The sequence below is a fragment of the Paenibacillus endoradicis genome (genome assembly GCF_024721975.1).
Map to the genome: position 1 here is coordinate 257,684 of NZ_JANQBB010000003.1, position 21,049 is coordinate 278,732.

At 38.5% G+C, this 21,049-nt stretch carries 18 protein-coding genes; 11 read left to right on the forward strand and 7 right to left on the reverse strand.

The genetic code is table 11. The features are described from left to right. Nucleotides 1–13: 13 nt before the first annotated feature. The 4 genes from NV377_RS11495 to NV377_RS11510 all read right to left on the reverse strand — a co-directional run bounded on the left by NV377_RS11495 (nt 14) and on the right by NV377_RS11510 (nt 5,129). Nucleotides 14–1,141: a YheC/YheD family endospore coat-associated protein gene (locus NV377_RS11495; RefSeq protein ID WP_258201355.1), complete on the reverse strand. Its 1,128-nt coding sequence runs from the start codon at nt 1,139–1,141 to the stop codon at nt 14–16. Beyond that, a complete protein-coding gene (locus tag NV377_RS11500) occupies nt 1,138–2,514 on the reverse strand; it encodes a YheC/YheD family endospore coat-associated protein (protein WP_258201356.1) in 1,377 nt (458 codons plus the stop codon). The genes NV377_RS11495 and NV377_RS11500 overlap by 4 nt, the downstream gene beginning before the upstream one ends. 70 nt (nt 2,515–2,584) lie before the next feature. Continuing rightward, nucleotides 2,585–3,727 carry a YheC/YheD family endospore coat-associated protein gene (locus NV377_RS11505; protein ID WP_258201357.1) on the reverse strand — a complete coding sequence of 381 codons (1,143 nt, stop codon included), beginning with the start codon at nt 3,725–3,727 and terminating at the stop codon, nt 2,585–2,587. Beyond that, on the reverse strand, nt 3,687–5,129 hold the full coding sequence (locus NV377_RS11510) for a YheC/YheD family endospore coat-associated protein (protein WP_258201358.1): 1,443 nt from the start codon (nt 5,127–5,129) through the stop codon (nt 3,687–3,689). Before NV377_RS11510 ends, NV377_RS11505 begins: the two co-directional genes overlap by 41 nt. 181 nt (nt 5,130–5,310) lie before the next feature. Here NV377_RS11510 and NV377_RS11515 point away from each other — a divergent pair, with 181 nt between their 5' ends. After that, nucleotides 5,311–5,619: a hypothetical protein gene (locus NV377_RS11515; protein WP_258201359.1), complete on the forward strand. Its 309-nt coding sequence runs from the start codon at nt 5,311–5,313 to the stop codon at nt 5,617–5,619. A gap of 170 nt (nt 5,620–5,789) precedes the next feature. Continuing rightward, the gene (locus NV377_RS11520) at nt 5,790–7,208 is read left to right on the forward strand and encodes a DRTGG domain-containing protein (RefSeq protein ID WP_308860130.1); all 1,419 of its coding nucleotides are present in this window, start codon (nt 5,790–5,792) and stop codon (nt 7,206–7,208) included. Between the two features lie 4 nt (nt 7,209–7,212). On the opposite strand, the gene NV377_RS11525 is transcribed toward NV377_RS11520, so the two are convergent. From NV377_RS11525 to NV377_RS11535, 3 genes are all read right to left on the reverse strand, one after another. After that, the gene (locus tag NV377_RS11525) at nt 7,213–7,521 is read right to left on the reverse strand and encodes a YtpI family protein (protein WP_258201360.1); all 309 of its coding nucleotides are present in this window, start codon (nt 7,519–7,521) and stop codon (nt 7,213–7,215) included. 696 nt (nt 7,522–8,217) lie between these two features. Next, complete coding sequence (locus NV377_RS11530; protein ID WP_258201361.1) at nt 8,218–8,730, reverse strand: sporulation membrane protein YtrI; 513 nt, start codon at nt 8,728–8,730, stop codon at nt 8,218–8,220. Next, the gene (locus NV377_RS11535) at nt 8,730–9,059 is read right to left on the reverse strand and encodes a YtrH family sporulation protein (protein WP_258201362.1); all 330 of its coding nucleotides are present in this window, start codon (nt 9,057–9,059) and stop codon (nt 8,730–8,732) included. Before NV377_RS11535 ends, NV377_RS11530 begins: the two co-directional genes overlap by 1 nt. A gap of 184 nt (nt 9,060–9,243) precedes the next feature. On the opposite strand from NV377_RS11535, the gene NV377_RS11540 reads away from it, so the two are divergent. The 9 genes from NV377_RS11540 to ppk1 all read left to right on the forward strand — a co-directional run bounded on the left by NV377_RS11540 (nt 9,244) and on the right by ppk1 (nt 20,856). Then, nucleotides 9,244–12,798 (forward strand): DNA polymerase III subunit alpha, encoded by a 3,555-nt coding sequence (locus NV377_RS11540; RefSeq protein ID WP_258201363.1) that lies wholly within the window; start codon nt 9,244–9,246, stop codon nt 12,796–12,798. A 68-nt stretch (nt 12,799–12,866) separates the two neighbouring features. Continuing rightward, nucleotides 12,867–13,355: a phosphatidylglycerophosphatase A family protein gene (locus tag NV377_RS11545; RefSeq protein WP_258201364.1), complete on the forward strand. Its 489-nt coding sequence runs from the start codon at nt 12,867–12,869 to the stop codon at nt 13,353–13,355. 98 nt (nt 13,356–13,453) lie between these two features. Continuing rightward, nucleotides 13,454–13,642 (forward strand): glutamate decarboxylase, encoded by a 189-nt coding sequence (locus tag NV377_RS11550; RefSeq protein WP_258201365.1) that lies wholly within the window; start codon nt 13,454–13,456, stop codon nt 13,640–13,642. A 38-nt stretch (nt 13,643–13,680) separates the two neighbouring features. Continuing rightward, entirely contained in the window at nt 13,681–14,547 is an 867-nt protein-coding gene (gene accD / locus NV377_RS11555) for an acetyl-CoA carboxylase, carboxyltransferase subunit beta (RefSeq protein WP_258201366.1), read from the forward strand. After that, complete coding sequence (locus NV377_RS11560; RefSeq protein WP_258201429.1) at nt 14,537–15,520, forward strand: acetyl-CoA carboxylase carboxyltransferase subunit alpha; 984 nt, start codon at nt 14,537–14,539, stop codon at nt 15,518–15,520. Before accD ends, NV377_RS11560 begins: the two co-directional genes overlap by 11 nt. A gap of 187 nt (nt 15,521–15,707) precedes the next feature. Further along, nucleotides 15,708–17,462 carry a pyruvate kinase gene (gene pyk / locus NV377_RS11565; RefSeq protein ID WP_258201367.1) on the forward strand — a complete coding sequence of 585 codons (1,755 nt, stop codon included), beginning with the start codon at nt 15,708–15,710 and terminating at the stop codon, nt 17,460–17,462. 329 nt (nt 17,463–17,791) lie between these two features. Then, a complete protein-coding gene (locus tag NV377_RS11570) occupies nt 17,792–18,253 on the forward strand; it encodes an acyl-CoA thioesterase (protein WP_258201368.1) in 462 nt (153 codons plus the stop codon). A 14-nt stretch (nt 18,254–18,267) separates the two neighbouring features. Further along, nucleotides 18,268–18,660: an FxsA family protein gene (locus NV377_RS11575; RefSeq protein ID WP_258201369.1), complete on the forward strand. Its 393-nt coding sequence runs from the start codon at nt 18,268–18,270 to the stop codon at nt 18,658–18,660. 117 nt (nt 18,661–18,777) lie between these two features. Continuing rightward, nucleotides 18,778–20,856, forward strand: coding sequence for a polyphosphate kinase 1 (gene ppk1 / locus NV377_RS11580; RefSeq protein WP_258201370.1), 2,079 nt, complete (start codon nt 18,778–18,780; stop codon nt 20,854–20,856). Nucleotides 20,857–21,049 lie beyond the last annotated feature (193 nt).

Consider the following 21,049-nt stretch of genomic DNA (forward strand, 5'->3'; position numbering starts at 1 on the left):
CTCCTGTTTTCAACTAAGGTTTGAGTAGATGCTGACTATATTGGAAAATACGTTGTAATGATTTTTTGCGAATATGAGGCTCATCGAATTTCATCGGTTTTGAATTCGCTTCAAAAAACCAAATAGCTCCAGTTTCATCTACACCTATATCCATAGACATTTCACCTAGTCGGTAATTCGCACTGCGCTCAATTTGCGTAGCTATTTTAATAGCTACTTTAGATGCTTTATCAATAATATTATGTGCTTCTTTGGTATTGAATGCATGAGTAAGCAATTTAAGCGGTTCATCTATACTGCCTCCACGAGGTACGTGAGTTGTAATACTTGTACTTCCTGCGATTCGTGCTCCAAGACCTGTAATTTCCCAGTTTCCACTTCCGTTTTTCTGGATAAGTGTGCGTAAATCGAATTTTCTATTATGAAATGTTGCTAATGGAATCCCTTGTTGCACAATATATGGGACAGTACCACATTCTTGTTGTATACGTGCCCAAAGTTTTTTGAAATTTGAGCAGTTGAAAGTAGTACTGTAAGTTTTCTCTTGAATGTTCAAACGATAGGGTAAATTATTATTGTTTTTTTTCACGATCGTCATAATACCTTTACCGGCTTTTCCACTCTCTGGCTTCAAGTACAAATAAGAATGTTGTTGTAATATTTCCTCAAGTGTAGAGGCACTACCTAGTTTACGAGTTAGTGGAATATAGGCCTTCGTAACTTTTGAACGGCGTAACCAACGATTTAGTTCCCATTTATTAAAAAAAGTTGGATTAAACAAAATGAGATCTGAATTTTTCTGACAAGCCGCCAACTTCGCTTTCACGGCATCAGTTTCTTCATCAGAACGCAACGGAATTCGGTTGTAAATAATGTTTGGGAAGGGCATCAACTTTTGTGCCCAACGTTTCGTACTAGTATGATACACATAGCCTCGTAATTGCTTGCGGGTCAAAGTGAGATGCTCCACTGGCAGTACATAAACAGTAAAACCCATTTCCTGTCCCGCTTGAATAATATCGATAAAATTATTTTTATTGCCTCGCATTTTTCCTTGTTCATCATTCGATGTTAATATCGCAAAAATATTACTTACATATTGGTTAAGCTCAGCGGTTTCTTCTACTAAGGAACTATTCAAGATACTCCGCCCCCTTGAAACTGACTAAGATATAAGCAATGTTCAACAATATGATTCAATGATTCTTTACCCTCGATTCGAAGTGCAGGATGCTTAAAGATAGATCTGCCAGGTTTTGCATTTGCTTCGAACATCCACACATCTCCACTTTGGTCTATCCCTATATCTAATCCAAGTTCACCGAGTCGATGTGAATAGTTCCGCTCAATCGCTTCGGAAATTTTAATGGAGACAAGTTTTGCTTTTTCTAGAATGTCAGGTGCCCGATTGCCGAAAGTTTGTTGGAGCGCTTGCTCTGGGGTTAGCAATGTTCCTCCGCTTTTCATATGAGTCGTTACACTACCACGACCTGCTTTTTTCGCACCGATACCTACAGGTTGCCATTCGTTGTTGATATCTTTATGCATATGAAATCTGAAATCTACAGGACATTTATCTAATTCAATTAGGCGAATGCCTTGTTGAGCAACGTAGTTTTTTAATCCTTCACCATGCTTTAACGAAAGTGCACGATACATTTTTTCGAAGTTTGCAAATTTCAATAAAGTATTTGTACCATTGTTACGATATCTAACGAAGTAGCCGTTTTGTTTATGATACGTAATTCTGTAGATACCATAACCTAGGCTGCCAGTACCAGGTTTAAAGTAGATAAATTGATATTGATGAAGCATCTTTTTCATTTTTTCTTGAGAAGGATTCGTCACGGATTCAGGCAAATGAAGTAGCGCCTCAGGGTCATTGTCGAGAAATTCATAGACATCGGCCTTGTTTAAGAAACTCCAATTGAAAAACGGAATACCGATCTTGACAAAGCGTTCTCTTAATGCAGTCATCGAAGGTCCAATCTCAGTTTTTCTATTGGGTAATCTATTGTAGATCACATCAGGAAAAGCTACCTCTCGACGATACCAAGTACCTTGTGCATTGAGGAAGTAACCGTGTACGGTTTTGTTCTGCCAATTAATATCAGCAGGTGTAAAGCCAAATGTATATGCTTTGTTATGGCCTGCTTTGATTACTTGCTTCACAAAAGAAGAGCGCGAATTGAAGGGTGAGCCTTCACCAGGTTTTATTACGTCTGTTAATATGCCGATAAGAGGTCCTAACTGAATATCATTAGAGCCACGTGGTAACAGATGAATCGTACCACTACTTGGTATTTTTATACTTTGACGAATTCCAGATGAAAGATAGAGATGTTTACCTGAACGTTTTAAAGGCTTTATTAATGCTTTTATTTGCTCTTGCCCAAGTCGTATAACAAGGGGTTTTGAAGTTTTAAGTTGCAGCTCTTGGATGAGCGATTTAGAAGCGTATACGACCTGCTCAGGCTGCTGTGAGAAGTGTATGTTACAAATGGTAAGACTCATCAATGTACCTCCTGATTGTTAGAGCAACGCGATACTACAGCGCGTAGATGCTTGCTCTCAATTACTTAACTTACATGACGACATGTTGCCTATAACGATAATGTTGATACAAAAACTTGGCGTATTGGAGTGGACGTTCTATCGCAAGTTGAGAATGATTACGATCTAAGCCGTTAGTGAATGCTTGACGGCCTGGTTTGCTATTACATTCTAACAGCCATATGCGTCCTTGAGGGGTGACACCAAAGTCTAGTGCAAGCTCTCCAAATCGACCAAAATGTTGCTCAATTGCAATTGCTGTTTGCCCACTTATCTTATGGATTTCTTGTAGCAAACGTTCTGCTTTATAGCTGCCCAAATTTTGTGATAGTAGAGGAAACGGGATCTCTGCCTCACCACCGCCATGTAAATTTGATGTTAATCCATCATGTTTACCTATCCTTGCAATACTGCCTGTCTGTTGCCACTGACCGTTATCATCTTTTTGTAATAATACTCGGATATCGAATGGCTGCCCTTTATCATTTCGCAAATAGAAATAAGGTTGAACAACATAGTGTAATTGTTTTTTGAATTTATACAGCCATTTCAGTAATGAGAGTTCACGAGAAAAGCTAGTTTCAAAACTATCGTTGCGAAGATTACGTCCATTAATTTGATAGAGTTTCAAGTCTGGATTGTAGTAGATATGAATAACGCCTTTCCCGTGCATACCTGCAGCGGGCTTGAGAATGATGCCTTGAGGATATAGTTCTAGCCATTGTGAGATCTCAGAAATAGATTGAATAGAGTCAGTATGAGGAAGATAAGGGATCAATGTTTCTTCTGTATTAAGTTGATCATATACCTGTATTTTCGTAGGCAAATTATTATTAATGAGTTGGTAAGGTTTTTGACGTCGAATATAGATGAGTGCGGACTCCGTCTGGATTCGCTCTTTGGAACTTGCGTAAAAGCATCGATCGAATACAACGTCTGGAAAAGGTACGGGTTGGCGTTTCCAGCCTCTTTCTGTATAGCGAAAACCAAATAGAGACTGGTTACTTTGATCTAACTCATTTGCAGAAAAAATAAAAACATGTATATTATGTTGCTTACCTAATATACTTAATTCTTTATAAAACTTAGGTTCTGGCAGTAACACATCGCTTCTATTGTTATCTTCAAAGTACTCAATTTTTGCGACGGCGACTCCTAACTCTATGACTTCCATGGGGATTTCTCCCTTCCTTAAAACCTGTTAGATATTTTGCATAAGACACAACCTTTCTTACGGAAGGTCGGATCTTATTTTCACGCAAGGGGGTATTATCATTTTTAGATGGTTTGGAATTAACTTCTATAAGCCATACTTTTCCTTGCACATCTATAGCCAAATCTACACCTAACTCACCAAAATGAGCATCAATATTACTATCGATCGCTTCTGATATCGCAATGGCTGCACGTTTTAATGCGAGTAGCATATCTTCAGCATTAAAATGTTGCGGCAGATTTGTCCGGGGTAACGTATTAGTGACTGTATCAATTGATCCGCCGCGTGCCAAATTAGCTACAAAACGTTCATTCCCCGCTGTTCTTGCAACGATAGAGGTAATACTCCAAGCGCCAGTAGAATTTTTTTGCACAAGTGCTCTGAAATCAACGGGGCTACGACCTACTTGAATAACAGATAAACCCTGTTGAATTTGGTATTGTTTTCGAGATAGTTTGGATTTGAATGTTCGATATAAGCTTGATATAGAGGAGAATTTCATGGGCTTTTGATTAGTTGAACTAGCCTTTTCTAACGTTAATATTTTGGGGTTTTCAAGTGATATAATACGATAAATCCCTCTACCTAAGCTACCTTGTACGGGCTTCACATAAACAACATAATATTTGTTGATCATATATTTCAAAGTTGAAAAATCTTCTAACAGTAAAGATTCAGGTAAATAGTGCTTGACGCTTTCATCATCTTGAAGTGCATGAAAGACATCATGTTTATCTAGAAAACGCTCATTAAAAATAAATATATTATGTTTCTTAGCGGTCTGAGTGAATAGTCTCTGTACATGAGCTTGGTTCTCGATCTGACGAGTAGGTAACCGATTGTAGATGATTTCAGCTAATGGCATAGGTCTTTTCTTCCATTCGCCATCCAATATCCAGCCATTTATGAACGTTCCGTTCAAAGGAATGGAGGATGGGGTGAAAAAATAAACGGTAGCCCCAACGGCATGACAAGTTTCGGCTAATTCACGACAAAAAGAACTAATAACACCAAAAGGCTTATTCATATCCTCCGGTGTTTCTTTGTTAATGAGGACTGAAAGTAGTGGCCCTAGTTTAATCGTGGAAAGCTTACTCATATACTGAATATCAAATTGCAAAGATTTACTTGATAATGGTGGAATACCTAGTTGTTGTGCTAGCCTAGGATGAATAAAGATCCCTTGGTTTTTCTGATTTGGCAATACTTTGACAGCATGGGTATGAACTCCAAATTGAATCGTAATATGCTGTGCTTTTGGAATTTTCTGTTCCTTCATAATCATTTCACTAATATATATACTGTCTTGAGCGATGCTGTCGACAATATGAATAGGAACGATAAATTTGGATTTCAACATACTTGCGCTCCTTTCAGACTTCCTTTAGAACATTTTAACAATGAAGACATATTTAAGTAATAGGTTAGAGTATAGTATGTAGGCAAAGAGTTGTTGGTGATTCGCAAAAGATAGCATACAAGCCGCATCTTTCTCATATGCTCTAGTAAGTGATTAATATTAAGAGAGAGGAAGATCATATATGAAGCAGAAATTATTTCCATTTATAAATTTGGGACTAGCTGTCGTTATGTTGTTTTTTGCATTACCTAAGATGGGCATGTCGGCTGATCCTTTAGCAAACGCATTTTGGATCGTATGGGTTGGATTTTCTGCAATTGTTATAGCTGCCAATGGCAACATCATTCTAATGAGTGAAGAAAAGCGAGATAGACTTAAGCAGATTAAACGACAACGTTCGCTACGTTTTGAGAAAAAACTTGCTGCTATGATGAAAAATAAAGTTGATAGTGAAGCAAATAAGAAAAAAGTTAAAGGAACTGCATCTTAACTTAGCTTTATAAGCGAATGTATATCCAGTTAGATTGTGACTAATCTATCAATTAGCTCTAATAAAAATCCCCATTTAGAGAGTATTCTAATTGGGGATTTTTATTATGTTTTTTTATCCAAATAGCGTGAAATTTGGTTTTACAAGATAATGAGTCATAGGTAGCTTATTTGAGTGGAGATAGCTACAATAGTAATGAAAGGGTGATGATGATGACCACCAAACATTATGGATTAACTGAAGATCAGAACAATCAACTAGCAACAATGACGAAGCATGAACTAATCATGAATTATATACAAAGTCTAACTGTAGGCACTCGCATTTCAGTAAGAGCAATTGCTAAAGAATTGAATGTAAGTGAAGGAACAGCATATAAAGCATTCAAAGATGCCGAGATTAATGGGCTAGTTTCAACGAAAGAAAGAATTGGAACTGTTCGTATAGACCGCAAGCGAAGAGAGGCACTCGATCAATTAACGTTTCGTGAAGTAGCTGAAATCGTTGAAGGACGACTTCATGGTGGATTTGAAGGACTAGAAAAAACACTTCAAAAGTTTGTTATTGGTGCGATGGAGTTAGAGGCGATGCTGCGATATATAAATGAGGCATCACTTCTAATTGTAGGTAACCGAAAAAATGTGCATAGACGAGCGTTAGAGCAAGGGGCAGGAATATTGTTAACAGGTGGTTTTGAACCTGAGCAAGAAGTTATTGATCTAGCTAATGAGCTAGCGCTTCCAATACTATCTACCCGTCATGATACTTTTACCGTTGCTTCAATGATTAATAGGGCGATGTATGATCGCTTGATTCGAAGAAAAATTATACTATTGGAAGATATTGTGACATTTACTAAACCAGCTGATGTGATGCATACAGGACAAACTATTGCCCAATATCATGAACTATTCAAAACTACAGGTTCTGCAAGATTTCCCGTACTCGATGATCGAGGAAGAGTTGTAGGGATGATGACTGCTAAAGATGCTGCTGGAGCAGAGGATAGTACACAACTAGATAAGGTTATGTCTAAGCATCCGATTACAGCAGCTCCTAATATAACAGTCACTTCAGCGGTACATACGATGGCATTAGAGGGGATCGATTTGCTTCCAATTGTCGATCGTCATCGGAAGTTATTAGCTGTCGTCACTAGAAAAGAAGTACTTGATGCTATGCGCTTTGCAGGGAAACAACCTGTAACAGGGGAGACGTTTGAGGATCTAATATGGACGGGATTTGTACTTGAATCAGATATTATTAATGAGGATGCAAGTATGGTGTTTAGAGGTAAGATCACACCTCAAATGTCAGGTGCACTCGGAATGGCCTCAGAAGGTTTGCTTAGTACATTGATGGCACAAGCTGCACGTAATATGATTCGGGAAACGAGCAAAAGAGATTTTTTATTAGACAGTGTAAATACGTATTTCTTTCGCCCATTACCGATCGAAACAGATATTTCGATTTCAGCTAAACCATTAGAGCTTAGCCGTATGGTTACGAAAATAGAGATAACGATTATGGATAAACAAGGCTTAGCCGCCAAAGCAATTTTGGCGGCTCAAATGATAGACCCATATTAATATATTACTGTTTGACTGCTTTTCTTTGGAAATAGCTTATATTTCGTAATCCAGCGAAAAGGTTGAAAATACCGAGTACTAAAAATATCGCACCTAGTACAATTCGTAGTGTGGACTCATTCGATAGAAAAAGCTGCACGAATGAAATGAATATAAGCATAATACCCATACTTATATTAAGTTTTCCTCCAAGGATACCTTTCTTAATTGGATCTTTCGCTTGTCTAGATTTTATGCTGTAGTAAATAGCGAATAATACACTTAGAAAGATGACTGGGGAGAGGAACCACTGGATGAACTGAGTCACCATCATCAACTCCTTTCTTAGATGTAGTTCAAAATCGTGGACTGTGATCACGCTGTAGCGCGCTGCAGCGTAGTCGACGTCGAATATGCCCTCCATCGAAAGCCTGCGTGTGCTCGTGTACCAATAACGTACACTGTGCGCCTCGTTTCCGCTGTAGGTCATCTTCTTGGTGCTGACAGCCCACGATTTTGAACTTTCATTTAAAGCCTCGTGCTAGACATCGACCGCTTGTGTACTCAAGCGTACACGTTGCTGAGGTGTTGTTCTAGAGCGATTTTGAACTTTCATTTAAAGCCTCGTGCTAGAGATTGACCGCTTGTGTACTCAAGCGTACACGTTGCTGAGTGTTGTTCTAGAGCGATTTTGAACCTTCATTTAAAGCCTCGTGCTAGAGATTGACCGCTTTTGTGCACAGGCGTACACGTTGCTGAGTGTTGTTCTAGAGCGATTTTGAACTTTCATTTAAAGCCTCGTGCTAGACATCGACCGCTCGTGTACACAGGTGTACACGTTGTTGGGTAATGCAGGAACTAAGTCGGCAGAGATTATGTATTTCAATAAAAATGAGCTATCCTAGGATAGCTCATTTTCCATATGTTGCTTATTGTATCATATTTAGTTCTAGTTTTCGCTAATAGTCCAAGTTCAAAAAGTGGGCTTTTTGAACCTCATCTAATGAATAATGAGTTGAGTTATCTATTTCTATGAAGGCGAAGGGGTGTATTTCCTTACAATCATCCAAACTTGAAGCGTATTATCGACGAGTAATACGGTTTTCATTTCAATTGTGTAATCGTTATTTAGCACACCAGAGTACACTTTCTTTTCTAGTAATTTCCGTGCGAATTGCGCGTTGGAATCGATGTCGTATATGCTTTGACCAATAAATATTGAGAGATCTTCCCGTACTTGTTTGAGGATCTCGTTTTGAGTTAATGTATCCAGCTTTGGCTTTTCAGTAGAGTTATTCTCATCCTCTATTCTTAGTTTTAAGCTTTTTATGACGGTATGATGTGACTTATATTGTGATAGATTGTGAATATCCTTTTCATACTGAATTAACTTTTCCTCTAGTTCAGATTTTGAGTTGTAGAAGGCTTCAAATTGTGCAGTATGTAATGTATTCAATAGAATAGCCCCGACTAACCCACCGATAATGAATACGCCTATCAGCTGGAGTAAATGAAAGTAACGTTCAAAAGGCGGTAAACGCATTACGTGATCGCCCCTTTACAAGCTAGCTTAATAAGCTCGGTAGCAGTATGTGCCCCGAGAAAAGCGAACAGGATAAAGCAAATTTGCTGAATTGCAGGCGATATCTGTCCAGCACTAATATTACTTTCGATAACACGTACTGGATCAATTGATCCCCCTATTGCTGCAACAATTGCCCATATCTTAAGGCGTGAAGCAGTATCTAGTATGACTGTTGCTGGAGGCATTAGCATAAATACTGCTCCGACACCTGCAATTAGTGACCCACCTAATACAACACCAAAAGCGACAAAGAAATCAAGTCCAGCTTTTGAAAGAAAATCATTCAATTGAAATACCTCCTAAAACTTTTTTGTTTGCTTCTCGAATTACTACATGTAAACAAAAAGTAGCTTCGGAAGCATAAACTTCTATCACGCAAATGCCTATATATCATTGTATGGGCGTGTCCATGCGGAATATGATAAAATGAAAGGAATAAACATTTACTTGTAGTAGAGGGAGTGAGAATTAATGAGCACAACAACGGCAGAGCAATTTGTTCATCTTCACGTTCATAGTGAATATAGCTTGTTAGATGGCGCAGCCAGAATTAAAGAGCTCGTTAAGGCTGCTGCAAGCAAAGGGATGAAAGCACTAGCACTTACTGACCATGGCGTTATGTATGGGGCTGTTGCCTTCTATAAAGCATGTCTTGAATATAATATTAAGCCGATTATCGGCTGTGAAATATATTTTACTGCGGGCTCTCGTTTTGAAAAAGGCAATCGTAAAGAGAATCCAATCTATCATCTCATCCTATTAGCTGCTAATGAACAAGGATATCGTAACTTGATGAAAATTGTTTCTACTGCACAAGTTGAAGGGATGCATTATAAACCTCGCGCTGACTATGAGCTGTTGCGTCAACATTCAGAAGGAATTATATGTTTGAGTGCATGTCTTGGTGGAGAGGTTAATCAGCATTTACTGCATCAACGAATGGATGAAGCAAGAGCTGCAGCACTTCGCCACAAAGAAATATTTGGAGATCGATATTATCTTGAGATTCAAAATCATGGTATGTTGGAGCAGAAGCAAGCAGAAACGCTTATGATTCAATTGGCACAAGAACTAAATATACCGTTAGTTGCGACCAATGATGTTCATTACATTGAACCGCGTGATGCAGCAATGCAAGAAGTATTGATCTGTATTGGTACTGGGAAATCACTGCAAGATGAAGATCGACTTAAGATGGAAACAGATCAGTTGTATTTGAGAACAGGTGCTGAAATGGCTGAGCGCTTTCAGCATGTACCAGAAGCTATTTGTAATACAGCGGAAATTGCAGCACGATGCAATGTTGAATTACAGCTAGGGAGAGCGAACTTACCCCAATTTTGGCCAATTCCACAAAAGCAAACATCAAATTCATTTCTGCGAGAATTATGTCTTGACGGTATGAATTTAAGATATGGTGATAGCGAGCAATGGCTTAATGATACGCAGTTCCGTCAGACGGTTACGGACCGACTCCATTTCGAACTCTCTGTCATTGAGAAGATGGGGTACGAGGATTATTTTCTAATTGTCTGGGATTTCATTCGTTTTGCGAAAGAGAGACATATCGCAGTAGGACCTGGTCGTGGATCTAGTGCCGGAAGTCTTGTTGCATATACACTTCAAATTACTGACGTAGACCCTATTAAATATAAGTTGCTATTTGAGCGTTTTCTTAATCCGGAACGGGTCAGCATGCCTGATATCGATATTGACTTTGATGATGAACGACGTGATGAAGTTATACAATATGTAGCAGCAAAGTACGGCGATGAACATGTTGCTCAAATTATTACATTCGGTACGATGGCTGCAAAAGCAGCGATCCGAGATGTTGGTAGAGCTATGAATATCTCATTCCAAGAAGTTGATCGAGCAGCCAAGCTTATTCCTAATCAGCTTGGAATTACGCTTGAGCAAGCATTAATTCAAAGCAAGGAACTACGTGCTGCTTACGATGGTAGTGCAAGCACTAGAAGGTTAATCGATATGGCAATTAAGGTAGAAGGCATGCCACGTCATTCTTCTACGCATGCTGCAGGGGTTGTCATTGCTGCTTCACCATTAACTGAATACACACCGCTCCAAGTAGGTAGTGAGGATATGTTGCTTACTCAATATTCTATGGAGCATCTTGAATCAATCGGGTTGTTAAAGATGGACTTTCTTGGACTTCGAACGTTGTCGATTCTAGGGAGGGCACATCGTTGGGTTGAAGAAATTAATAAAAAACAGGTGAATTTCCAGCATATTTCAGATGATGATCCCTTAACTTATGAAATGTTAGGTAAAGGGGAGACTACAGGGATATTTCAGTTAGAGTCCCCAGGAGTAAGACGTGTACTACGCGACATGAAGCCATCTGATTTCGAAGATATTGTCTCTGTACTAGCTCTCTACAGACCAGGACCAATGGAATTTATTCCAAAGTATATCGAAGGCAAGCACGGTAAAATTGTTGTCGAATATCCACACGACTCACTTCGCCATATTTTGCAAGATACTTACGGTATAATTGTTTATCAAGAGCAAATTATGCAAATTGCTTCTCACATGGCAGGCTTTTCACTTGGAGAAGCAGATTTGTTAAGACGAGCTGTTTCTAAGAAGAAACGTGAAGTTCTTGATGAAGAGCGAGCACATTTTGTGCAAGGTAGTATAGGGATGGGATACGATGAGCTAACTGCCAATCAAGTGTACGATATGATTGTTCGATTTGCTGATTATGGTTTCCCACGAGCCCATGCTGTTGCATATGGTGTTCTAGCTTTTCGTACAGCTTGGTTCAAAGCGCATTATCCTATTATTTTTATGGCTTCTATGCTTGCATCAGTCGCTGGCAACATGAGAAAGGCTGCACAATATGTGGACGAATGTTCTCGTATGGGCATTGCAGTACTACCACCTTGTATAAATAATAGTGGACTGAACTTTGCTCCGACGAAAGATGGTATTCGTTTCGGGCTAGCTGCAATTAAAAATGTAGGAACACAAGCTATTGAATCTATTGTGTCAGGTAGAAGCGAGAAACCTTATATCTCAATGCTGGATTTCTGTAAACGAGTAGATTTGCGAGTTGTGAACAAGCGAGTACTAGAATCACTTATTTTGGCAGGAGCCTTCGATCAATTTGAAGGACATCGTGCACAATTATTAGCAGCGCTAGATGATACGTTAGAAGCTGTAATGAAGTGGAAGAAAGAACGAGATGATTTGCAAATTGAACTATTCGGCTTTGAAGAAATTCAGAACTGGGACGTAGAACTACCTAACATAAGAAGTTTTACTATGACAGAGCAGTTAGAACATGAATATGAGTTAATGGGAATGTATTTGTCTGGTCACCCACTAGACGAATTATTAAATGTACTACAAGGCCAAAATATCAATTCCTTAATTGAACTTTATGATCGTGAAGAAGGTTACAAGGCAGTCGTTCCAGTCCGTATCGCATCCATTCGTCCTTATATGAGTAAAAATGGGCAAGCGATGGCTTTCGCGGAAGTTGAGGATCGAATTGTACGTATCGAAGCAGTTGTATTCGCAAGTACATGGCGTAAATGTAGCGCTTCATTAGTTAAGGACAGTTTAGTGCTTATGCTTGCCTCTGTGCAAAAGCAAGAGGATGAGATTAAATTAATCGTGGATGATGTTGTTATTGTTGGTGATGAACCAATTGAAGAAATGGCTAAACATGTAGACCGATTAAGAGGACAAGCTGAAAGATGGCAACGAAATAAGGGAGCTACGAAGTCTTCTTCAGCCCCGAGACGAGAAGTTACGAATACACAACCTACAACTAAAAAAATATTTATTAAAATTAACGAACAGCTTGAACAGCCTACAATATTAGCTATTCTTAAAAATAAAATATTGCAGTATCAAGGTGATTTAGTTATCGTATTATTCTATGAACGAACTGGTCAAATTGTCGCATTAAGTGAGCAATACCGTGGAAATTCAAGCGAGGAATTTATACTAGAGGTAGAGCACTTACTTGGAAAAGGTTCCATTGTAATTAAGTAACAATAGGCACATTTACGACTCTGAGCGCATATGCATATCGGTACAGCATAATGTGAGGAGTGGATAGTATGATCCCTATTGAAAAATTACTTTTACAACGAGGAGTCAAGATTTCTGATATTGCAGAAATCGCATTTTTATTGCAAGCACAATATAATCCGATTTTGACAATGGATGAATGTATTGTTAGTGTACGTGCAGTACTATCGAAGCGGGAAGTCCAATACGCGCTTTATACAGGCATTGCTTTGGATGATCTAGCAGAGAGAAAGCTATTGCCAGAACCACTTCAGTCCATTATGGAGAAAGATGAACCTCTTTTTGGAGTTGATGAAACTCTTGCACTAGGGATTACAAATGTGTACGGTATGATCGGCTTAACAAGTTTCGGTTACTTAGATAAAGTTAAGCCGGGGATCTTACAGAAGTTAAATAATAAAGCAAATGGTATACATGTTTTTCTTGATGATCTTGTAGCCGGACTAGCGGCTGCTGCGTCTGCAAGGATTGCACATGGTGATGCCAAAGCGAATCAATATGATTTGCCCGATTGTTAGTAGTTATGTTATCATTGGTTCATCATACGGCCTTTGACGGGAATAGTAGCTGTATAGTGATATACACTTGCTAACGTGGAGTTGTAGGAGGTATTCCCATGTGGACGGTATTCTATATTGCACCTACTGAGAGAGCAGCAGAAAACATTAAAAATAAACTTACACAAGAAGGATTTCTAGTTAAGATCCGTCCTGTCAATTTGTCCAAACAGCAATTTGAAATTCTTGTCCCATCTGGTGAAGTAGAAGAAATTCGTGAAGTTTTTGACACCATTATTCGCCCGTAAGATTCGTAGTTTCAATTGCCCCCAAAGAGGTGTGAAACGTGCAAATTAAAGATTTATTTTCAAAGAAAAAATATGCCACAATACCAACTGAGCGTCCTAAGCGTGAGGTGCCAGAAGGTTTAATGAACAAGTGTTCAAAATGTGGAAACATTCAGTACAGTAAAGAATTAGAAAAGAACTTAAAGGTATGCTCATCTTGCGGTCATCATGGTCGATTAAATGCGAGAGAGCGTATTGCCATGACTTTAGATGAAGGCATTATCGTTGAATACGATGAAACAATGGAGTCTGTTGACCCGTTGGATTTCCCAGGTTACAAAGTCAAGTTAGAGCAGCAAAAAGCGAAAACTAACTTACATGATTCTGTTATTACTGGTGAAGGCACAATTGGTGGATTCCCTGTTGTTGTCGCTGCTATGAGCTTTGACTTCTTTACAGGAAGTATGGGTTCAGTTGCGGGAGAGAAAATAACGAGAGCCATTGAAAGCGCACACTTGAAAAAGCTTCCGATTATCATCTTCTCCACATCAAGTGGAGCAAGAATGCAAGAGAGTATTCTAAGTTTGATGCAGATGGCGAAAACAAGCGCTGCACTTGCAAAATTCCAAGGTGACGGTGGTTTGTACATATCTGTATTTACAGATCCTACAACTGGCGGCGTATCTGCTAGCTTTGCAAGTCTTGGAGATTATAATTTAGCTGAACCAGGTGCGTTAATTGGATTTGCAGGACGTATTGTTATTGAACAGACGATTCGTCAAAAGTTACCCGATAACTTCCAAACTGCTGAGTTCAATTTGCAACATGGTCAATTAGACAAAGTTGTTCATCGTAAAGATATGCGTTCGATGATCACTAAGTTACTTGATATGCATTGCGTTAAGGAGGTTACTACTGGTGAGTGAGTTGCCTTTTGAGAAACCGTTAAATGATATGCGTAATAAAATTAAAGAATTGAAAAGTTTGAGTGATGGAAAAGGCATTGATTTCTCGGAAGAGATTGCAAGGCTTGAAGATCGTTGTAAGGAAATTGAAGATACAATGTATCGGGAGTTAACAGCTGCACAAAAAATGCAGCTTGCTCGTCATCATCAACGTCCTACTTCGCTTGATTTCATTCAGGCTATTTTTACTGATTTTATTGAGCTACATGGTGATCGTCTATTTGCCGATGATTTAGCGATTGTTGGTGGACTAGCTAAGTTCAATGGAATTCCAGTAACGGTTGTTGGTCATCAACGTGGTAAAGATACACGTGATAATATTGCAAGATTTTTCGGAAGTCCTCACCCAGAAGGCTTTCGTAAAGCACTTCGCTTTATGCAACAGGCTAACAAATTCAAACGTCCGATTATAACATTTATCGATACAAAGGGTGCCTATCCTGGTAATACTGCTGAAGAGCGCGGTCAATCCGAAGCTATTGCACGCAATCTAAGAGAAATGGCGGGCTTTGGTGTGCCAATTATTTGTGTCGTAATCGGAGAAGGCGGTAGTGGTGGTGCTTTAGCTCTAGGCGTTGGCAATCGTGTTCTAATGCTAGAGAATGCAATCTACTCTGCCATTTCACCAAATGGTGCTGCATCTATACTTTGGAAAGATGCAACCCGAGCAGATGAAGCAGCTGAAGCAATGAAAATTACTGCAAAAGACTTGTTGGAACTTGAGATTATCGAAGATATTATTAGTGAACCGCAAGGCGGAGCTCATCGTGATATGGACGTTCAAGTAGAGTCTATAAGGATAGCAATCGATAAACATTTAACAGAGTTATTACAGATGACATCAGATGAATTAATCGAAGATCGTTATTTGAAATTCCGTAAAATTGGTTACTATACTATGGCTCAGCAAGAGGCTGGTCAAGCTGTAGAATAGCTACTGTTGTAACTACCCAATATATGTAGGTTGCAAACAAAGTAGAAATTAGATAAGATAATAGACCGTAAGAAAAGATTAAGATATTATGAATGTGTTATATGGTGTCATAATTTGTATTGGAATTATGACACTTTGGTGATACTATTAATAATGAATTTCAGGCAATATATCGGAGGAACCTATCATGCGTAAAACTAAAATCGTTTGTACCATTGGACCATCCAGCGAATCGTTGGAAAATACTAAGAAACTAATCAAAGCAGGAATGAACGTAGGCCGTCTTAACTTCTCTCATGGAGATTTTGAAGAACATGGAAACCGTATTAAAAACATTCGTGCTGCGAATCTAGAACTTGGTACATCAGTAGCAATCTTGTTAGATACAAAAGGTCCAGAAATCCGTCTTGGTAAGCTTAAGGAAGAACCTATCGAGCTTATTCAAGGTGATGCAATAACACTTACAACAGAAGAAATACTTGGAGATATTAATCGTATTCCAGTAACATATGATAATCTTCCTAATGATTTGTCTGTTGGTTCAACAGTTCTAATCGATGATGGTTTGATTGGCTTGAAGGTTGAAAGTATTGAAGGTACAGAAGTACACTGTCGTATCGTTAACAGTGGTCCTATTAAAGGGAAAAAAGGTGTTAACGTTCCAGGAGTGAAAATTTCACTTCCAGGTATTACTGAAAAAGATAGAAATGATATCATTTTCGGTATTGAACAAGGTGTTGATTTCGTAGCTGCTTCATTCGTTCGCAAAGCTAGTGATGTTTTAGAAATTCGTGAATTACTAGAACAACATAATGCTAGTCACATTCAAATTATTTCTAAAATCGAAAACCAAGAGGGCGTTGATAACCTAGATTCAATTCTAGAAGTATCTGACGGACTTATGGTTGCTCGTGGTGATCTTGGCGTAGAAATTCCTGCTGAAGAAGTACCACTAGTTCAAAAAATGATGATTAAAAAATGTAATGTAGCTGGTAAACCAGTTATTACAGCAACACAAATGCTTGATTCCATGCAACGTAATCCTCGTCCAACTCGCGCTGAAGCAAGTGACGTAGCGAATGCGATTTTTGATGGAACTGATGCAATTATGCTTTCTGGTGAAACAGCTGCTGGTAAATATCCAACAGAATCTGTTGAGACAATGTCTCGTATTGCTGAGCGCGCTGAGCAAGCTCTTGAATATCGTGAGATTTTCATGAAACAAGCAAGTGCTCAACAAAATTCAGTAACAGAAGCAATTAGCCAAGCAGTTGCTAACTCAGCTCTTGATCTTAATGCTAAAGCGATTGTAACTTCTACACAAAGTGGATTCACTGCTCGTGTAGTTTCTAAATATCGTCCAAAAGCGCTTATCATTGCAGTTACTCCTACTGAACAAGTTATGTGTGGACTAGCACTAAATTGGGGGGTATTCCCTGTTAGAGGTATTGAGGCTGATACAACGGATGAAATGTTCGAAAACGCTGTTAAAGGCGCTATGAACACAGGTCTATTGTCTGCTGGAGATACAGTTGTTATTACTGCTGGTGTTCCTGTTGGACGTGCTGGTACAACTAATCTGATGAAAATTCATCATATTGGCGAACTATTAGCTACTGGACAAGGTATCGGTAGTCAAAATGTAACAGGTAAAATTGTTGTTGCACGTACGCCTGCTGAAGCTAACGCTAAAATGCAAAAAGGTGATGTACTTGTAACAGTTTCTACTGATAAAGATTTCATTCCTGCTTTTGAATTAGCTAGTGCAGTAATTACAGAGCAAGGCGGTATCACTAGTCATGCAGCAGTTTGCGGCATTAACTTAACTACACCAGTTGTTATCGGTGTTACAAATGCAACTGAAATCTTGAAAGATGGAATGGAAGTTACGATTTATTCTGAAACAGGATATATCTACTCCGGACAATCAAAAGTACTATAATTCAAACTATTTGATAAAAATAAGAGCGATGGTGATTTTCACCGTCGCTTTTTGTCTACCACAATAGAATTTATAAATTTCCGAGCGCAGCGCTGGGCAAATTCTATTTGGCGATAAAAGCTACCTTATAAACACGGTCGCTCATCCACGAATTGCTTCGATAAAGGTTTTCTCATAAATAAATAATAGCCATGCTTACGATGCTATTTTTCAATTACGAAGATGTATTGCAAGAAGCAATTGAAAAATATTAGAGTATACTTACGAAGTTACTTTTCAATTACAAGTAGTGTTACTGGAAAGTATTGAAAAGTTTGAGGAGATGAAATATGAAGGATTTCTGGTATACTCATCCAATTAGAGTAAGATATCAAGAAACAGATCAAATGAGTGTAGTATTTCATGGAAATTATGTAACCTGGTTCGAAATTGGACGTACAGAATGGATAAGAAGTATGGGGTATCATTATCGTGATATAGAAGATAAAGGGTTATTACTACCTGTTATCGATCTTGCTGTGAAATACGTCTCTCCTGCGAAGTATGATGATATGGTCATTGTGTGTACGCGCATGAAAGAATGTACACCATTGCGAATAGAGTTCGAATCACAAGTACGTAAAGTGACAAATGATAATTTCTTATCTTCCGAGTATGCTAATGAAAACGAACTGCCAGGTGATTTACTCGTTACTGGTGGTACGAAACATGTATGGGTGAATTCGAACTTTCAACCTACTCGTATATCTAAAGTGATGCCCGAATTATATGAAGTGATAGCCAATAGTTAACGGGGGTGAGTTACATGAGGAAATGGATTTTAGTGCTAGTTATTTTGTTACCCATTATTGAAATTTGGGGCATATTACAAGTAGGAGATTGGATTGGTGGCTGGAATACATTTGTTCTTCTATTGTGTATGAGTCTTTTTGGAGCATTCGCGACGCTGATGGAAGGTAAGAAAGTTTTATTAGAGGCGCAACGTCAGATGAGCTCGGGACAAATTCCAGGTCGTTCATTTATTAATGGAGTATGTGTGTTAGTGGGAGGTATTTTACTTCTTATCCCAGGATTTTTGAGTGATATTGTTGGTTTGATTTTACTATTACCTTTTACACGTCCGATCCTTGAAGGATTTATATTGAAATGGATAGAAAAAAGTATGAGAAATGGTAAATTCACTATAAATAGGTTTTAAATTTAACAATTGCTTTACAATTGTTTGCATTAATTTTAACGATCATATCATATAGTTAAGCTATTGCAGTATTGCTGAATCATCAGTAACTAACATTACTGCATAGGGGGAAGACTCATGTCAAAGCAATTGTCAGCTTATCTCAATCGAGATCTTAGTTGGATTGAATTTAATCGTCGTGTACTACAAGAGGCACAAGATTCAACCAATCCATTATTAGAAAGAGCTAAATTTCTAGCTATAGTTACATCCAATTTAGATGAGTTTATGAGTGTAAGAGTTGCAGGAATTCATGAACAGATTAGAGCAGGATTAACGAAAATGGACTTTACAGGCTATTCACCTTCTGGTCTATGGAAAAGATTGCAAAAGAGAACGAAAGATATCGTACATGATCAATATCGTACTTATCGTGATATAGTGAAATGCATGAACAAGGAAGGCATTTTCATTCGCAATATGGCGGATTTGAATAGTACACAACAGAAGTTAGTAGAGGATTATTTTTACGATATTGTGTTTCCTGTATTAACACCAATGGCTGTAGATCAAAGTAGACCATTCCCACATGTGCATACTAAAGAGTTGTATCTGGCTGTTTCTTTGAGGCTTGAAAATCAAGTAAATCAAGATGAACCTTTATTTGCTATTATTCAAGTTCCAAGTATTTTACCGCGTTTTGTAACGATTCCTGGTCGTGGAAATAGTAAAAAGCAAGAATTTATATTACTTGAAGATTTATTAAAATCTTATATTCATACTTTATTTAATGGTTACACACCGTTTGCAGTTAGTACATTCCGATTAACACGTAATGCGGACCTAACACTTGATGAAGAAGGCGCAGAGGATTTGTTAGAGGAAATAGAAAAGGAGCTTCGTCGTCGAAAATGGGGAGTTGCTGTTCGTCTTGAAATAGAGCATGATATTGAACCGTTTGCTCTAGAAATGTTGAAGGATGAACTTGAAATTAATGATGGTCTGTTTATGATAGATGGTCCACTTGACCTCAGCTTCTTGATGAAATTTTCTAACTCTATTCCTGGTCGTGATCAGCTTCGTAATGAGAAGTTTGAACCTGAATATGCTAAGGAATTTGAAGATGCAGATAATATTATGAGTGTCATCGCGCAGAGAGATGTGCTCTTATATCATCCTTATGAATCGTTCGAACCAGTGAATGAATTTGTTTGGCAAGCTGCACAAGATCCAGAAGTATTGGCGATTAAGATGACGATGTATCGTGTAAATGGACATTCTTCGCTTGTCAAAGCATTGGAGTATGCGGCAGCAGAAGGTAAGCAAGTTACTGTAGTCGTAGAGCTAAAGGCAAGGTTTGATGAAGAGCGAAATATTGCTTGGGCAAAGCAATTAGAAAAAGCTGGTTGTCACGTTGTATATGGATTAGTCGGTTTGAAAATTCATGCAAAGATATTATTGGTCGTACGTCGTGAGCAACATGGATTGAAGCGATATGTTCATGTTGGAACAGGTAATTATAATGAAAATACAGCAAAAACATATACAGATATTGGATTAATGACAAGTAATGATACGATTGGAACTGATGCTTCTGCGCTCTTTAACGAGGTCACAGGATATTCTGTTCCTCGCAATTGGGAAGCATTTGCCGTTGCACCTAGTGGTATGAAACAGAAACTAATTAGATTAATTGATCGTGAAATTGAAAATGCACATGCAGGTAAAGAAGCGAAAATCATTGCAAAGATGAACAGTTTATCAAACCAAGAAATGATTAATAAGTTATATGAAGCTTCGATTGCGGGCGTCAAAATCGAATTAATTATTCGTGGCGTTTGTTGTTTAAAACCTGAAGTACCAGGTTTAAGTGAAAATATAAAAGTAATAAGTATTGTAGATCGTTATCTTGAACATTCTCGAATTGTTTATTTCTTTAACGATGGTGCCGAAGAAGTTTACTTATCCAGCGCTGATTGGATGACTAGAAATCTTGAGAAACGTGTAGAGTTATTATGTCCGGTGTTTGACAATGAGTTGAAAAATACGCTAATCGTACTGTTAAACATGAGCCTTGGCGATAATACGAAAGCTAGACAACTGAAAATGACTGGTCAGTATGAAGCTGTTAATCGTGAGCACGAAGTTCCATTCCGCAGTCAATATGTTGCACAGCGAGTTGATAAGTGGAAGGGGACTCAATATCCCGTTACTTGAGAGGATGTTCAAAACGTCCACTTGTGATCACGACGGGTAGCTACGAAGTGTATTCGACGGCGAATATGACATGAAGTCGGAGAATGTGATACGCGCGTACCAATTACGTACGCTGTGTTTCTCGCTACCTAGACTTCAAGCCATCTTCTTGGAGCTGACAAGCTAACGTTTTGAACTTCGATTAAAAGTAGAT

Bases quoted from the DNA above. Each gene is read 5' to 3' on its own strand.
- NV377_RS11515 (WP_258201359.1), top strand. From the start codon at position 5,311: ATGAAGCAGAAATTATTTCCATTTATAAATTTGGGACTAGCTGTCGTT.
- NV377_RS11550 (WP_258201365.1), top strand. From the start codon at position 13,454: ATGTGGACGGTATTCTATATTGCACCTACTGAGAGAGCAGCAGAAAAC.
- ppk1 (WP_258201370.1), top strand. From the start codon at position 18,778: ATGTCAAAGCAATTGTCAGCTTATCTCAATCGAGATCTTAGTTGGATT.
- NV377_RS11545 (WP_258201364.1), top strand. From the start codon at position 12,867: ATGATCCCTATTGAAAAATTACTTTTACAACGAGGAGTCAAGATTTCT.
- NV377_RS11525 (WP_258201360.1), bottom strand. From the start codon at position 7,521: ATGATGGTGACTCAGTTCATCCAGTGGTTCCTCTCCCCAGTCATCTTT.
- NV377_RS11530 (WP_258201361.1), bottom strand. From the start codon at position 8,730: ATGCGTTTACCGCCTTTTGAACGTTACTTTCATTTACTCCAGCTGATA.
- NV377_RS11510 (WP_258201358.1), bottom strand. From the start codon at position 5,129: ATGTTGAAATCCAAATTTATCGTTCCTATTCATATTGTCGACAGCATC.
- pyk (WP_258201367.1), top strand. From the start codon at position 15,708: ATGCGTAAAACTAAAATCGTTTGTACCATTGGACCATCCAGCGAATCG.
- NV377_RS11505 (WP_258201357.1), bottom strand. From the start codon at position 3,727: ATGGAAGTCATAGAGTTAGGAGTCGCCGTCGCAAAAATTGAGTACTTT.
- NV377_RS11570 (WP_258201368.1), top strand. From the start codon at position 17,792: ATGAAGGATTTCTGGTATACTCATCCAATTAGAGTAAGATATCAAGAA.
- NV377_RS11575 (WP_258201369.1), top strand. From the start codon at position 18,268: ATGAGGAAATGGATTTTAGTGCTAGTTATTTTGTTACCCATTATTGAA.
- NV377_RS11500 (WP_258201356.1), bottom strand. From the start codon at position 2,514: ATGAGTCTTACCATTTGTAACATACACTTCTCACAGCAGCCTGAGCAG.
- NV377_RS11540 (WP_258201363.1), top strand. From the start codon at position 9,244: ATGAGCACAACAACGGCAGAGCAATTTGTTCATCTTCACGTTCATAGT.